Origin of the sequence: Komagataeibacter xylinus NBRC 15237 (genome assembly GCF_001571345.1) — a bacterium.
Taxonomy (GTDB): Bacteria; Pseudomonadota; Alphaproteobacteria; order Acetobacterales; family Acetobacteraceae; genus Komagataeibacter; species Komagataeibacter xylinus.
In genome coordinates, this window is record NZ_BCTP01000008.1 from 1 (window position 1) to 13,930 (window position 13,930).

A 13,930-nucleotide genomic window follows, 5' to 3' on the forward strand; every position below is an offset into this window, starting at 1 on the left:
CTGCCGCCATGTATTCCCTGATCGTCACCGCGCGCCTGAACGATGTCGATCCCCAGGCATGGCTCGCTGATGTCCTGGCACGGATCAATGACATTCCCAATCCACGCCTCCATGAACTCCTGCCCTGGCACTGGAAAGCCCACCAGCAGGTCCACAATACCATCGCCGCCTGAATACGCCCGCGTCTCTCGCCGGATGATTACTCTTTTTCATCAATGAGTTGTTTTTAAAACGGTGTCTGAGAAAATAACAGCCTTGGCGCATGAATTGCACGACCCATGAAAAAAGGCCGGGAGCACATGCCCCCGGCCTTTTTGCCTGTAACCGTAACCGCCAGAAGGATCAGGCGTGGCCCGGCGTCTGGTCAAACGAGTTACGCTTGGCCTGCCACAGCGCCACGAAGTCGATCGGCTGCAGCACCACGGGCGGGAACCCGCCATCACGTGTGACCTCGCTGAGGATGTTGCGCACATAGGGGAAGATCAGGCGCGGCACTTCAACGAGCAGGATCGGCTCGACGAGCTCGGCGGGCGGGTTGGTCAGGGTCACGATGCAGGCATAGGCCAGCTCGGCAATGAACACCGGACGCCCCTGCGGGCCACCTTCCTGCTGCGGCGGCTCGCTGGCCTCGGTCTTTACGGCCAGGATCACCTCAAACACCATCTGGTCGGGTTCCAGACGGTTGGCCTGCACATCGATGTTGACCGAAATCTGCGGGTTGGTGCGCAGCGTTGCGAAGATTTCCGCCCCGGCGGGCACTTCGAACGAAAGATCCTTGATGTATTGCAGGTTGATCGCCAGCGGCTGTGCCGGGGGGGCGGTCTGGTCGTTTTCAGGGGTGGGCGGCTTGGTCGTGTCGGACATGCTTGTCTGTATTCCCCACAAGAGAGACGCAAAAGGATTTAAGGGTACCGTATTCTCTGGCCGTAGCATGGGTATGCAGGTGATGCCATACCAGCTGCCGGAATTTTAACGCCCGTCGCGCATTGTGCTGGCTCCGGGCGTTGCCTATGTTGTGACGTAGGGTAATCTTTGGCAGGCTGGCCCGCCTGCGGTAATGGACGCGCGGCATGAATTTTTCTTTTGGTCATTTTCCGCTGGATCTGATTGTTCTGGGGCTGGTGGCTGTTTTTCTCGTGCTGCGGCTGCGCAGTATCCTCGGTCGCCGTGTTGGCGCCGAGCAGGCCCCCCGTCCCGTGGCGCCACCGCCCATGGCCCCCACGGTGGTGGAAACGGCGCCTGAACCACCGCCCCCCGCCGTAACCTATGACATCCCCACGCCCGATACGCGCGTAGGCGGCGTGCTGGCCCGCATCGCGGCACTCCAGCCCGATTTCACGCCAGACGGGTTTGCCAAGGGCACGGAGGCGGCCTTCCGCCAGATCGTGACCGCCTATGCGGCGGGCGACCTGAACACGCTGCGCACGCTGCTGACCGCGGCGACCTTCACGGCGTTCGAGGCCGCGATCGCGTCGCGCCAGCAGGCGGGCGAGACGCTGCGCAGCGAAATCCGCGATATTACCGATATTGCCATCATTGGCGCGGATATCGACGAGACGACAGGCCCCAATCCTGTCGCCCATGTTGAGGTGCGCATCGTGTCCGACCAGATCAGCGTCACGCTGGATGGCAATGGCCAGCCGGTGGCGGGCGTGGATGCGGTGACCGAGTTCTCCGACCTGTGGGTGTTCGAGCGTATTCTTGGCGTTAATGGTGATGGCTGGCGGCTTGGGGCAAGCCGCAGCGCGTAGGGTGCAGGAACGGCCTTACTTTCACCAATAAAGTCATGATAAATACATCTTTATGAAAGTGTTTAAGCGTATCGCGCCGTTGTGCGCCGTAGTCGCCCTGTGCGGGTGCCATATGGAGTCTCCCACGCTGGGGGCAAAGGCACCATCGTCCCATGCCCGCGCACTCGCCTTCAGCCAGTTGCCCGGCTGGCAGGACGATGCGCTCGAAGAGGCGCTTCCCGTCTTTCTGGCTGAATGCCATAAGATCGAGAGCCTGCCGCCTGAAAGCGGGCTGGGGGGCGATGCTTCCGCGCATGCGGGCCATCAGGTGGGTGACTGGCAGGCCGCCTGCACGGCGGCCCGCGCGGTGCCGACCGGCGACCGGGCTGCTGCGCGGGCATTTTTCGAGCAATGGTTCGTGCCAACCCGCATGGCCGCGGGCAAGCGGGCGGGCGGCATGCTGTTCACCGGCTATTATGAGCCCGAGATCCGCGGTTCCCTGCGTCGTGGCGGCATTTACCAGACCCCCGTCTACCGCAGGCCGTCCGACCTGCTGCGCCAGCGTGACGCGCAGGGCAATGTCGTGACCGGGCGCCTGCATGACGGGCAGGTCGTGCCCTACTGGACCCGCGCGCAGATCGACGGCGGCGCACTCGCGCATCAAAAGCTCGAACTGCTGTGGCTGGCCGACCCGGTTGACCTGTTCTTCCTGCAGATTCAGGGTTCAGGCCGCGTGCGCCTGCCCAATGACGAGGTGGTCCGCCTTGGCTTCGATGGCCTCAATGGCCAGCCTTACGTGCCGCTGGGCCGGGCCATGGTGGCGCAGGGCCTGATTGGCAGCGATGATGTCAACATGGCCTCCATCCGGGGCTGGCTGGAAGCGAATCCGGGCAAGGCACGGGCGGTGATGGAGCAGAATCCCAATTACGTCTTCTTCCGCGAACTGCCGTCCGACAGCCCGCTGGCCGGTGCGCCGGGCGCGCTGGGCGTGCCGCTGACACCGGGGCGCTCCATGGCGGTCGACCGCTCTTACATTCCGTTGGGAAGCCCGGTATGGGTGCAGGCGCAGGTGCCGGTTGCAGGCCACATTGCTGCGTGGAACCGGCTCGATTTCGCGCAGGATCTGGGCACCGACATCAAGGGACCGGACCGGGCCGACCTGTATATGGGCTGGGGGCCAGAAGCCGCGCAGGCAGCGGGAAACCTGCATTCACCCGGCCAGATGATCCTGCTGGTGCCCCGCAGCGAACCGGGGCAGGAAAAGAAGCACAGGCATAAACACAAACACTAGATCCGCTCCGGGCGGAGTTAAGAGCGTAGCAGCATCATGACAGGGCGACCCCGCGCGGGGCAGGTTTCCGCATCCACACCCCGCCTGCCGCGGACTGTCCGTTACACCGAGGGGCCGCACCTGCTCGTGCGCGGCGACTGCCTGCGCGCGCTGCGCCGCATGGAAGCCGATAGCGTGGATGTGGTCGTGACCTCGCCGCCCTATAATATCGGCCTGAAATACCGCACCTATCGCGACCGGCTGGAAGAGGACGGCTATCTGGACTGGATGGTCGAGATCGCGCGCGAGGTGCGGCGCGTGATGCGGCCTGACGGGTCGTTCTTCCTCAACGTGGCGGGATCATCGGCGCAGCCCTGGCTGCCGTTCGAACTGATGGTTCGGCTGCGCGAAGTGTTCGTGCTGCAAAACCATATTGCCTGGGTCAAGTCGATCTCGGTCGGCACCGACACGCATGGTCACTTCAAGCCGGTCAACAGCCACCGTTACCTCAACCGTAACCACGAGCACCTGTTCCACCTGACCCGTGGGGGCGATGTCGGGCTGAACCGGCTCGATATTGGCGTGCCCTACATGGACAAGTCCAACATCGTGCGCCGTGGCCACCGCCAGGACCGGCGCTGCCGGGGCGATACGTGGTTCATTCCGTATGAGACGGTGCAGGGCAAGGCGCAGAAATTCCATCATCCCGGCACGTTTCCCGTCATGCTGCCGCAGATGTGCATCCGCCTGCATGGCAAGAGCGCGCCGGTGGTGCTCGACCCCTTCATGGGCACGGGCACCACGCTTGTCGCCGCCGTGCGCGAAGGGGGGCGGGGCATCGGAATTGATCTCGATACCATCTATGTCAATGTGGCCCGGCAGCGCGTGCGGCAAGCTATGGCGGCGGCTGAAGCGGGCGCGGACGGGATGGATGATCGAAATTATTGATCGTTTTCATTAAAACGATTGTTTTGACAAATAATCCCCCAATCGACCAGAACGTCCGCAGGCCAAGCGAAAGGGTTTTGCATGTCGATGAGGAAGATGGTTGCGGCGGCGGTGGTGGCCGGGGGCGTGGTGTATGGCGGTACGGTCGCCTATCTCACCCATTTTGATCACGCAACCGCGCCTGCCCCTGCGGGTGCGGGCGTGGATGCCGTGTCCGCCGCGGCACTTGATGTCGTGCGCGAGGCACGGTGTGACTATTGCCATGCGGCCAAGGTCGAACTGCCGTTCTACTTCCGCCTTCCCGTAGCGCAGCCGCTCATGAGCCGCGACCGCGCCGAGGGGCTGCGCCACTTCCGCGTGGAGCCGGTGATCGACGCGCTGCAAAATGGCGGCGTGCCCGATGAGGAAAAGCTGGCCCGCATCGAGGAAGTCATCAACCAGAACCGCATGCCTCCCACGCTGTACCTGCTCATGCACTGGCATGCCCATCTTTCCGCCAGCCAGCGCGAGAGCATGCTGGCCTGGATCGCGCAGGTGCGCCGCCAGCATTACGCCACCGCCGGCGTTGCCGACCGCTTTGCCGCCGAACCCGTGCAGCCCATTCCCGAATCTGTCGCGGTGGATGCCAACAAGGTGGCGCTGGGCCAGCGCCTGTTCTTTGACCGCAGGCTGTCGGGTGATGAAAAGTCGAACTGCGCCTCATGCCACAGCCTGCAGCATGGCGGCGTGGATGGTCTGGTCACGGCCACCGGCATTGGCGCCCAGAAGGGGCCGATCAACGTGCCGACGGTGTTCGATGCGGGCTTCAGCAGATGGCAGTTCTGGAACGCGCGCGCCGACACGCTGGCACAGCAGGCGGCAGGCCCGGTCATGAACCCGGTCGAGATGGGGTCGCATGACTGGAGCGCCGTGACAGACCGCCTGCGCGCCGACCCGACCTACGCACCTGCGTTCGCGGCCGCCTTTGGCAGCGATACGATTGATGAAGGCACCATCACCAACGCCATCGCGGAATACGAAAAGACGCTGATCACCCCGGATAGCCGCTTTGACCAGTATTTGAAAGGCGATGACGCAGCACTGAACACGCAGGAAAAGCATGGCTACGCGCTGTTCAAGCAGGTTGGCTGTTCCGGTTGCCATACCGGCCCGTCCATGGGTGGCCAGGCGCTTGAGCCGATGGGGCTGGAAGGCGATTATTTCGCGGCCCGTGGCGGCAAGCTGACCGATGCCGACAGGGGACGTTTCGAAGTCACGCACGACCCGGCTGACATGGAGCGCTTCAAGGTGCCCAACCTGCGCAACATCGCGCTGACCGCGCCTTACTTCCATGATGGCAGCGTCACAACGCTTGATGAGGCCGTGCGCAAGATGGCGCGCTACCAGACGCCGGACCATGACATGTCCGATCCTGACGTGGCGGATATCGTGGCCTTCCTCAACACGCTGACCGGGCGCTACCAGGGCGAGACGCTGCGCAATACGGCGCCGTGAGAGGATAAAAGTTTTCGGGCGCCGCCTTTATCTCAAAGGGCGGCGTTCTCCCGGATGTTTTTCCCGCTGGCTTTTCAGGGCTTTTGCGCGGGTGCCATGCCTGAAAACATGGACCTTGCGGGCGCGGTATGATTCTATGCGCGCAGGCCACCGGCCCGCAGAAAGGAATCATACCGTGAGGCAGCGCAGACTGAACGAGGAGGAACAGGCCCTGTGGGCGGCCTTCGCGCAGGGTATTGCGCCGCTACGGACCATGCCACGCCACACGGGCCAGACACCGCCGTCCGCACTGCCGCCCTCCGTGCCGCCCGAGGCCGACCGGCCGGGCATGAGCCGCGCGGCCATCATGCAGCGCCTTGCGCAGGGCGGCGTGCATGCGGTGCACCAGACCGCCAGCCACAGCCTGACGGTGCAGAAGGGAAAGGGCGGCGCGTTCGAGATCGGTGTGCGCAGGCCGGGGCTCGATGATACGAGCTGGCGCGGGCTGGTGAGCGGCAAGCTGCGCCCCGAGCGCAGGCTGGACCTGCACGGGCAGGTGGCGCAGACGGCGTTCCACCGCCTGCACGGCTTTCTCATTCAGGCGCATGCCGACAATGTGCGCTGTGTCGAGATCATTACCGGGCTGGGCAGCGGCCATCATGGCGGCATCCTGCGGCGCGAACTGCCGTTCTGGCTGGGGCGCGGCGATCTTGGCCGCCTGATCCTGGCGGTGGTGCACCCGCATGCGGCCAATCAGGGTGCCGTGCGCGTGCTGCTGCGCAGGCCGGGGCGCGGCGTGTACCGCTAGAGCCGCCGCCGCGCCGCTACTACCATCGCCCCCTCAGCCCAGCCGCCAGGTGGGCAGGTTGGCGGCCAGCCAGCGGCGCAGGGTCATGATGCTCGAGGTATCGCCCGAGATCTGGCGCAGCGCCTCGGTTGCGTCCGTGCCGGTGAGCAGCGTGCGGCCTGCATCATGCATCGTGGCCTGCAGGGTGCCATCATGCAGCGCCTGCGTGGTGGCCGCCCGCCACCGCGCCAGCGTGGCCGATGAGGTCAGCATGGGCAGCACCAGCGCCAGATCCACTCCCGCGGCCCCCGCCAGCGGCTTCAGCGCCGCATGCAGCAGGCTGTTCAGCGCCGAGCGCGCATCCTGGCGCAGCCGGTCTTCCATGTTCATGATCGTCTGGCCGGGCAGGCTGCACGGGCCGGGCCGGTCGGTCAGGGCAAACAGGGCGGGGCAGCCCGCCTGCGCCAGCGTGCTGGTCAGCGCCGCCGTCTCGGGCGTGCCCAGCGGGTCGGTAATCTGGATGACATCGACCTGGTTGTCGCGCAGGGCGGCGGCGGCGGCCTGCGGCGTGGCCAGGCCCGTAACCGGTATGGGCCGCAGCCCGAACAGCGTCATGGCCAGCACGGTGGGCAGTTCGATTCCGGTCAGGGTCGAGACGGCAATGCGCACGGGCCGGTCGCGCATGAAGCTGCCAAGGCTGCGGTGCAGTTGCGTGCGCCCGATCACGATGGGCACCGTCAGGCTGAGCAGCAACGGCAGCCAGCGGCTGTAGTCGAAATGGATGCGCGGGTCGCCGCACAGCGAGGAAACCAGCGCCGAACCGGGGGCCGCCAGCGCCATCATGCCATCGGATGCGAACTGGGAATCGAACAGGTTGGCCCCCGTCACCCCGTCCTGCCCCACCGTATCGCGCACGCCAAGCGGGGTGGGCTGGCCCAGCCCCTGGGCCAGGGCCGTGGGCAGGATGGGGCTCCAGCGTTCCGCCATGGCGCTGTGGCTGCCCGCCATGAGCAGCCCCGGCGTGCCGGAAGGAAGCTGGGGCAGGCGCTCGCGTGGAAGTTCCGAGGCCCGTGCCCCCCATGGCAGGGCGGAGCCTGCGGCCATAAGGGCCATGAAAGCCCGGCGGTTGATCATGGCTGGCGCTGCCGGTGGGGCCTGCGCGCAACCAATGCCCTGTGGGGTTCCGCCGCATGGGGGCGGACGGGCTGGTCAGGGCAGGGCAGGGAGCGTGAAACGGGCATGGCGGCTATTCTTATGGCCAGTGGACTTCCGGGGGAAGGCTCATGAGGATGGCTTCGGTGTTTCCGCCGGTCTTGAGGCCAAAAATCGTGCCACGGTCATGCAGCAGGTTGAACTCGACATACCGCCCGCGCCGGACAAGCTGCGCCTTGCGCTGCTCCTGTGTCCACGGCTCCATCATGCGGCTGCGCACGATGTCGGGATAGGTTTCCAGGAAGCCGAGCCCCACATCGCGGGTGAACGCGAAATCGGCATCGAGGTTGCCGGTATTGAGCCGGTCATAGAAAATGCCGCCCAGGCCGCGGGCTTCATCGCGGTGGGGCAGGTAGAAGTACCTGTCGCACCATTCCTTGAAGCGCGGATAGTATTCCGGGTCATGCTTCTCGCATGCCTTGCGGAACCCGTCATGAAAGCGCGCGCCATCACTGATGGCCTCGGCACTTTCGGGGAACATGGGCGTAATGTCGCCGCCGCCACCAAACCAGCCCTGCGTGGTGATGATCATGCGGGTGTTGAAATGGGCCGCGGGCACCAGCGGGCTGCACATATGAGCGACGAGGCTGATGCCGGTGGCAAAGAAGCGCGGGTCTTCCGACGCGCCGGGAATCGAGTCGCGGAAGCCGGGGCTGAACACCCCGCTCACGGTGGAGACATTGACCCCCACCTTTTCAAACACGCGCCCGCGCATGAGGCTGATCACGCCGCCGCCGCCGGGCGTGCCATCGTCGTTGGTGCGCGACCACGGCTTGCGCTCGAAGCGGCCCGCTTTTTCCTTACCGGGCAGGGTGGGCGTGCCAGCGGCCACGCCCTCATCCTCGATCTGTTCAAAGGCCGTGCAGATCCGGTCGCGCAGGGTTTCAAACCAGGTCCGGGCCGTGTCCTTCAGTGCGTCGTGGGCGACGGGGGTGCGGGAAATTGTCATGCTGGTCTCATTTAGCCCGTTCTGGTCGTTCGTGATGGATATTACGGGTGCCCGTTTGTTCCACTTATTGCAAGACGGGTGATTGCAAGACCGGCCGCGCTGCCGCTAGGAAGGAGGCCAGCCCCGTGCCGAAATGCGGGGCAGACGGAAATTGCGGCAGGAACAGTAGCAGACATGCATGAACCGGGTCATCAGCAGCGCGTGGCGCAACGCCGGCGCATCATGTTACGCCGTGGCCTGCTGCTTGGCGGCCTGCTGGCACTCCTGCCACTGGGCAGCGGGGCCAGGGCGCAGCCGCATGACTACCGCGAGCCGCCTCCCCGGCACTGGAGCTTTCAGGGGCCGCTGGGGCATTTTGACATGGCGGCCGTGCAGCGTGGCTACACGGTGTATGCCCAGGTCTGTTCCGCCTGCCACGGCATGAAGTCCGTCACCTATGGCGACCTGGCCGGGCTGGGGCTGAAGGAGGCGGATGTCAACGCGCTGGCGGCCAGCCACCACATTCCGGCGGGGGTGGATGCAGGCGGCCACCCGGTCACCCGGCCCGCCAACATGGATGACCATCTGCTCTCCCCCTATCCCGATGCGCATGTGGCGGCGGCGGCCAATCATGGCGTGGTGCCGCCCGACCAGTCGCGCCTTGCCGTGGTGCATCCCGGCGGCGTGGACCGCATCTATGCCTTCCTGACCGGCTACGGCCAGACCCCGCCCGCGGGCACGGTGGTGCCGCCGGGCACGTTCTATAATCCGTATGCCGCCAACGGGCAGATCGCCATGCCGCCGCCTTTGTATGAAGGCGGCATTACCTACCCCGATGGCACGCCCGCCACGGTTGAGCAGCAGGCGCGTGATGTCACGACCTACCTGGCCTGGGTGGCCAGCCCGCACCTGACGGCACGCCACCGCGCGGGCGTGGGGGCGGTCGTGTTCCTGCTGATCTTGCTTGTAATTTCCATCTGTCTGAAACGGAGAACGTGGTCCAATGTCCACTAACGCTGCCACCGGCGCGCAGATCGAGCCGGTTATCGGCCTGATCGGCGGGTCCGGCCTGTATGATATCGAGGGCCTTGAGGACAAGGAATGGCGCACGGTCGAGACCCCGTGGGGCAAGCCGTCCGACCAGCTCCTGTTCGGCCGGCTTGATGGCGTGCGCTGCGTGTTCCTGCCGCGCCATGGCCGGGGCCACCCGCTGCCGCCCTCGCGCCTGAATTACCGCGCCAATATCGATGCGCTCAAGCGCTCGGGTGTGACGGATATCGTCTCGCTCTCGGCGGTCGGCTCGCTCAAGGAAGAACTGCCGCCGGGCCATTTCGTGGTCATCGACCAGTTCATCGACCGTTCGTTCGCGCGCGAGAAGAGCTTTTTCGATACCGGCTGCGTGGCGCATGTCGGCATGGCCGACCCGCTCTGCCCGCGCATTGGCGACGTGCTTGAGGGCCAGTGCCGTGAACTCGGGCTGGACGTGACCCGTGGCGGCACGTACCTCGTCATGGAAGGCCCGCAGTTTTCCACCCGTGCCGAGAGCAACCTCTACCGCTCATGGGGCTGCTCGGTGGTGGGCATGACCAACATGCCCGAGGCCAAGCTCGCCCGCGAGGCCGAGATCTGCTACGCCACCGTGGCCATGGTCACCGATTATGACTGCTGGCACGACGACCATGACAGCGTCACGGTTGATGCGGTGGTCAAGGTCATGCAGCAGAACGCCAGCCGCGCGCGCGCGCTCGTGCGTTCGGTCATCCCCAAGCTCGGTGCGAAGCGTGGTCCCTGTTATGCAGGCTGCGACCGCGCGCTCGAGCACGCCATCATCACAGCCCCCGAAAAGCGTGATCCGGCGCTGCTCAAGAAGCTGGAAGCCGTTGCGGGCCGCGTGCTCAGCCGCGGTTAAAAAACGGCCTTGAAAAAACAGAAGTTTTTGGATGCCGCCTTTTTTCAAAAAGGCGGCATTTTTTTTGGCGGTTACAGCCAGTGCTCGAAAAAGCTCAGCGTGCGCTGCATGGCCAGGGTGGCGGCGGCCTCGTTGTAGGACGGGCGATCCGTGCAGCCAAAGCCGTGATCGGCCCCCTCATAGGTAAAGATCTCGATCTCCTCATGCGCCGCGCGGATGGCGTCCACGTCGTCCGCCGGGATATGGGCGTCTTCCGCGCCAAAATGCAGTTGCACGGGGCAGTTGGGCACCTGGCCCCGGCTCTCGGCAATGCCGCCGCCATACCACGCCACGGCGGCTGCGAACGCCCTGGTGTGGCACGCGGCCTCCCACGCCAGCTTGCCGCCCCAGCAGAAGCCCACGATGCCCTTCTTCTCGGTTGTCAGCATATCGGCTGCGGCCACGAGGTCGCGCAGCGCGTTCTCCTGCCCCACTTCGGCGCGCAGCTTCAGCCCTTCGTGCATGCCCGCATTATCATAGGGCAGGATGGCATCGCGCCGCGCGCGGTCGAACAGGGCAGGGGCAATGGCCTGATAGCCCTGGGCGGCGAAGGCATCGCACACCGCGCGGATATAGGGGGTGACGCCAAATATTTCCTGCACCACCACCACGGCGCGCGCCGCATCGGGCCGACCAGCCCGATAGGCGGAAAATTCATGCCCGTCCGCTGCGGTAACGGTTACGACTGCGCCCATGGTTTTCACTCCATTCTTTCCTTCATTGCCGGGCAAAGAATGATGCGGCCTGCCCTGACGTCAATATGAAACCCGCGTGAGGGGCGACTTTATGAGAATTCTTTCGCATTCAGGCCCGCCTAGCCGGGCTGCGTGATGGAATCGGCGCGGCAGCGTGTCATGCATTGTAGGGAGGGCTGTTCCGCCGCTTTTGATGGGGGGCGGAACACTTTATCAAACCATTGATACTAAACGTAAAAACACGGTTTTTTTTCCGCTGGCCCTTTTGCGCGCGAATTCTGCGCCGTCTCGCCGCGCGCCATTCTTGACACCTGTGGGGGGGCCACCTATCTGGTATTTAGCACTCTCACGAGGGGAGTGCTAACGCGATGCGGCCTGGCGCGCGCGCCAACCGGTGGCGTTGCTTGATTCAAGGGCGTTACCTTTAGAAGATTTGGAGCGATCCATGACGAAATTTCGTCCCCTGCATGACCGTGTGGTCGTCCGTCGCCTCAAGGGCGAGGAAAAGACAGCAGGTGGTATCATCATCCCTGAGACCGCCAAGGAAAAGCCGATGGAAGGCGAGGTGATCTCGGTGGGCGCAGGTGCCCGTAACGAGCAGGGCCAGATTGTGGCCCTCGACGTGAAGGCGGGTGACCGCGTCCTGTTCGGCAAGTGGTCGGGCACGGAAGTGACGATCAACGGTGAAGAACTGCTGATCATGAAGGAAAGCGACATCATGGGCGTGGTCGCCTGACCCACCTGCGCTTTCCGCACCGGGTAACCTTTTAAAAAACCTTTCCATACGGAGAAGAGAACAATGGCAGCCAAGGACGTAAAGTTCGGCGGTGAAGCCCGCCAGCGCATGCTGCGCGGCGTGGACATTCTGGCCGATGCAGTAAAAGTGACGCTCGGCCCCAAGGGCCGCAACGTCGTGCTCGACAAGAGCTTCGGCGCGCCGCGCATCACGAAGGACGGTGTCTCCGTCGCCAAGGAAATCGAACTGGCCGACAAGTTCGAGAACATGGGCGCGCAGATGGTCCGTGAGGTCGCCTCCAAGACCAACGACATCGCAGGCGACGGCACCACCACGGCAACCGTGCTGGCACAGGCCATCGTGCGTGAAGGCGCCAAGGCTGTTGCCGCCGGCATGAACCCGATGGACCTCAAGCGCGGCATTGACAAGGCGGTTGGCGTTGTCATTGAAGAGCTGAAGAAGAACGCCAAGAAGATCACCACGCCTGCCGAGACCGCACAGGTCGGCACGATTTCCGCCAATGGCGAGCATGAAATCGGCGAGATGATCTCCAAGGCGATGCAGAAGGTCGGCTCCGAGGGCGTGATCACGGTGGAAGAGGCCAAGGGCCTGCACACCGAACTCGACGTGGTCGAGGGCATGCAGTTCGATCGTGGCTACATCTCCCCGTATTTCGTGACGAATGCGGAGAAGATGACCGTCGATCTGGACAGCCCCTACATCCTGATCCACGAGAAGAAGCTCTCCTCGCTCCAGCCCATCCTGCCGCTGCTTGAAGCTGTCGTGCAGTCCGGCCGTCCGCTGCTGATCATCGCTGAAGACGTCGATGGCGAAGCGCTGGCGACCCTGGTGGTCAACAAGCTGCGTGGTGGCCTGAAGGTCGCCGCCGTCAAGGCGCCGGGCTTTGGCGACCGCCGCAAGGCGATGCTCGAAGACATCGCGATCCTGACCGGTGGCCAGGTCATCAGCGAAGACCTCGGCATCAAGCTCGAGAGCGTGACGCTGGACATGCTGGGCACCGCCAAGAAGGTGCACATCGACAAGGAAAACACCACCGTTGTCGAGGGTGCGGGCGCAGGCGAGGCCATCAAGGGCCGTTGCAGCCAGATCCGCGCGCAGATCGAGGAAACCACCTCCGACTACGACCGCGAGAAGCTGCAGGAACGCCTGGCCAAGCTGGCAGGCGGCGTTGCCGTGATCCGCGTGGGTGGTTCCACCGAGATCGAGGTGAAGGAGCGCAAGGACCGCGTGGACGACGCCCTGCACGCAACCCGTGCGGCTGTTGAAGAAGGCATCGTTCCCGGTGGTGGCACGGCGCTGGCCCGCGCATCGACCAAGCTTGGTGGCCTGCACTTCCATAACGATGACCAGCGCGTTGGTGCCGAGATCATCCGCAAGGCCCTGCAGGCTCCGCTGCGCCAGATCGCCCACAACGCGGGTGAAGACGGTGCGGTCATTGCTGGCAAGGTGCTGGAAAACGACACCTACACCTTCGGTTTCGATGCCCAGATCGGCGACTACAAGGACCTGGTGGAAGCTGGCATCATCGACCCGATGAAGGTCGTGCGCACGGCGCTGCAGGATGCGGCATCGGTCGCGGGCCTGCTGATCACCACCGAGGCGATGGTTGCCGAGCGCCCCGAGAAGAAGCCCGCGGCACCGGAAGGTGGCATGGGCGGCATGGATTTCTGATCCGGCCAGCCCTGCGCACCCCGGCCCCAAGCTGCAGCACGGGGCCGGATGCCAGAATAAAAAAAGGGGGAAGGGCCATTGGCCTTTCCCCCTTTTTTTATGCCCGGCGCGTGCGATCATGTCGGGATCATTTGACACGGGTGCCCATTTCATGCTGCCCCTATGGGTGCACGAACGGCGTGGAAGTGGCAGGGTGTTTTCCGGATGCCCCGTTTTTTCATGGCGGTAAAGGCACACGCGCCCGGATTGCCGGTATTAGGACCGGCAAGGATGGCGCTGGAGAAGAGACTGGCTATGGCTACCGGAAAAGTAAAATGGTTCAACGCAACCAAGGGTTTTGGCTTCATCATGCCTGATGATGGCGGCAAGGACGTGTTTGTGCACATCACGGCGGTGCAGGCTGCGGGCCTGCGTGGCCTGAACGAGGACCAGGCGGTCAGCTACGACATCGCCATGGAGCGTGGCAAGGCTGCCGCGACCAACCTCAAGGCGCTCTGAGGCGTCTGCCCCG

At 64.4% G+C, this 13,930-nt stretch carries 15 protein-coding genes; 11 read left to right on the forward strand and 4 right to left on the reverse strand.

Translation table 11 applies throughout. The features are described from left to right. The coding region (locus tag GXY01S_RS04945) for a transposase domain-containing protein (protein ID WP_169797728.1) at nt 1-173 on the forward strand (173 nt) is incomplete at its 5' end. 169 nt (nt 174-342) lie between these two features. On the opposite strand, the gene secB is transcribed toward GXY01S_RS04945, so the two are convergent. Then, nucleotides 343-864, reverse strand: coding sequence for a protein-export chaperone SecB (gene secB, locus GXY01S_RS04950; RefSeq protein WP_061272495.1), 522 nt, complete (start codon nt 862-864; stop codon nt 343-345). Nucleotides 865-1,070: 206 nt separating this feature from the next. Here secB and GXY01S_RS04955 point away from each other — a divergent pair, with 206 nt between their 5' ends. From GXY01S_RS04955 to GXY01S_RS04975, 5 genes are all read left to right on the forward strand, one after another. Next, nucleotides 1,071-1,751: a Tim44/TimA family putative adaptor protein gene (locus GXY01S_RS04955; RefSeq protein ID WP_061272497.1), complete on the forward strand. Its 681-nt coding sequence runs from the start codon at nt 1,071-1,073 to the stop codon at nt 1,749-1,751. 52 nt (nt 1,752-1,803) lie between these two features. Beyond that, complete coding sequence (gene mltA, locus GXY01S_RS04960) at nt 1,804-3,021, forward strand: murein transglycosylase A (protein WP_061272499.1); 1,218 nt, start codon at nt 1,804-1,806, stop codon at nt 3,019-3,021. Between the two features lie 36 nt (nt 3,022-3,057). Continuing rightward, nucleotides 3,058-3,948, forward strand: coding sequence for a DNA-methyltransferase (locus GXY01S_RS04965; RefSeq protein ID WP_061272502.1), 891 nt, complete (start codon nt 3,058-3,060; stop codon nt 3,946-3,948). A gap of 87 nt (nt 3,949-4,035) precedes the next feature. Further along, on the forward strand, nt 4,036-5,442 hold the full coding sequence (locus GXY01S_RS04970) for a cytochrome-c peroxidase (protein WP_255210362.1): 1,407 nt from the start codon (nt 4,036-4,038) through the stop codon (nt 5,440-5,442). Nucleotides 5,443-5,617: 175 nt separating this feature from the next. Next, the gene (locus tag GXY01S_RS04975) at nt 5,618-6,229 is read left to right on the forward strand and encodes a Smr/MutS family protein (protein WP_061272695.1); all 612 of its coding nucleotides are present in this window, start codon (nt 5,618-5,620) and stop codon (nt 6,227-6,229) included. A gap of 33 nt (nt 6,230-6,262) precedes the next feature. On the opposite strand, the gene GXY01S_RS04980 is transcribed toward GXY01S_RS04975, so the two are convergent. Both GXY01S_RS04980 and hemF read right to left on the reverse strand, forming a co-directional pair. Further along, nucleotides 6,263-7,342, reverse strand: a complete 1,080-nt coding sequence (locus GXY01S_RS04980; protein ID WP_061272505.1) for a hypothetical protein — start codon at nt 7,340-7,342, stop codon at nt 6,263-6,265. A gap of 118 nt (nt 7,343-7,460) precedes the next feature. Then, a complete protein-coding gene (hemF, locus tag GXY01S_RS04985; RefSeq protein ID WP_061272507.1) occupies nt 7,461-8,369 on the reverse strand; it encodes an oxygen-dependent coproporphyrinogen oxidase in 909 nt (302 codons plus the stop codon). Nucleotides 8,370-8,543: 174 nt separating this feature from the next. Between hemF and GXY01S_RS04990 the strand changes: the two genes are divergently transcribed. Together GXY01S_RS04990 and GXY01S_RS04995 are read left to right on the forward strand one after the other, a co-directional pair. Beyond that, nucleotides 8,544-9,362, forward strand: coding sequence for a cytochrome c1 (locus GXY01S_RS04990; RefSeq protein WP_061272509.1), 819 nt, complete (start codon nt 8,544-8,546; stop codon nt 9,360-9,362). Beyond that, entirely contained in the window at nt 9,352-10,257 is a 906-nt protein-coding gene (locus tag GXY01S_RS04995; RefSeq protein WP_061272511.1) for an S-methyl-5'-thioadenosine phosphorylase, read from the forward strand. Before GXY01S_RS04990 ends, GXY01S_RS04995 begins: the two co-directional genes overlap by 11 nt. A 71-nt stretch (nt 10,258-10,328) precedes the next feature. On the opposite strand, the gene GXY01S_RS05000 is transcribed toward GXY01S_RS04995, so the two are convergent. After that, complete coding sequence (locus GXY01S_RS05000; protein WP_061272512.1) at nt 10,329-10,991, reverse strand: dienelactone hydrolase family protein; 663 nt, start codon at nt 10,989-10,991, stop codon at nt 10,329-10,331. 445 nt (nt 10,992-11,436) lie between these two features. On the opposite strand from GXY01S_RS05000, the gene GXY01S_RS05005 reads away from it, so the two are divergent. From GXY01S_RS05005 to GXY01S_RS05015, 3 genes are all read left to right on the forward strand, one after another. Continuing rightward, nucleotides 11,437-11,727 carry a co-chaperone GroES gene (locus GXY01S_RS05005; protein ID WP_061272514.1) on the forward strand — a complete coding sequence of 97 codons (291 nt, stop codon included), beginning with the start codon at nt 11,437-11,439 and terminating at the stop codon, nt 11,725-11,727. Between the two features lie 63 nt (nt 11,728-11,790). Next, nucleotides 11,791-13,419, forward strand: a complete 1,629-nt coding sequence (gene groL / locus GXY01S_RS05010; RefSeq protein WP_061272516.1) for a chaperonin GroEL — start codon at nt 11,791-11,793, stop codon at nt 13,417-13,419. 294 nt (nt 13,420-13,713) lie between these two features. Next, nucleotides 13,714-13,917 (forward strand): cold-shock protein, encoded by a 204-nt coding sequence (locus tag GXY01S_RS05015; protein ID WP_010507660.1) that lies wholly within the window; start codon nt 13,714-13,716, stop codon nt 13,915-13,917. The last annotated feature ends 13 nt before the right edge of the window (nt 13,918-13,930 follow it).

Coding starts and splice junctions, on each gene's coding strand:
- GXY01S_RS04955 (WP_061272497.1), top strand. CDS start 1,071: ATGAATTTTTCTTTTGGTCATTTTCCGCTGGATCTGATTGTTCTGGGG.
- GXY01S_RS04965 (WP_061272502.1), top strand. CDS start 3,058: ATGACAGGGCGACCCCGCGCGGGGCAGGTTTCCGCATCCACACCCCGC.
- secB (WP_061272495.1), bottom strand. CDS start 864: ATGTCCGACACGACCAAGCCGCCCACCCCTGAAAACGACCAGACCGCC.
- groL (WP_061272516.1), top strand. CDS start 11,791: ATGGCAGCCAAGGACGTAAAGTTCGGCGGTGAAGCCCGCCAGCGCATG.
- mltA (WP_061272499.1), top strand. CDS start 1,804: ATGAAAGTGTTTAAGCGTATCGCGCCGTTGTGCGCCGTAGTCGCCCTG.
- GXY01S_RS04970 (WP_255210362.1), top strand. CDS start 4,036: ATGAGGAAGATGGTTGCGGCGGCGGTGGTGGCCGGGGGCGTGGTGTAT.
- GXY01S_RS04990 (WP_061272509.1), top strand. CDS start 8,544: ATGCATGAACCGGGTCATCAGCAGCGCGTGGCGCAACGCCGGCGCATC.
- GXY01S_RS05005 (WP_061272514.1), top strand. CDS start 11,437: ATGACGAAATTTCGTCCCCTGCATGACCGTGTGGTCGTCCGTCGCCTC.
- GXY01S_RS05000 (WP_061272512.1), bottom strand. CDS start 10,991: ATGGGCGCAGTCGTAACCGTTACCGCAGCGGACGGGCATGAATTTTCC.
- GXY01S_RS04980 (WP_061272505.1), bottom strand. CDS start 7,342: ATGATCAACCGCCGGGCTTTCATGGCCCTTATGGCCGCAGGCTCCGCC.
- hemF (WP_061272507.1), bottom strand. CDS start 8,369: ATGACAATTTCCCGCACCCCCGTCGCCCACGACGCACTGAAGGACACG.
- GXY01S_RS04995 (WP_061272511.1), top strand. CDS start 9,352: ATGTCCACTAACGCTGCCACCGGCGCGCAGATCGAGCCGGTTATCGGC.
- GXY01S_RS05015 (WP_010507660.1), top strand. CDS start 13,714: ATGGCTACCGGAAAAGTAAAATGGTTCAACGCAACCAAGGGTTTTGGC.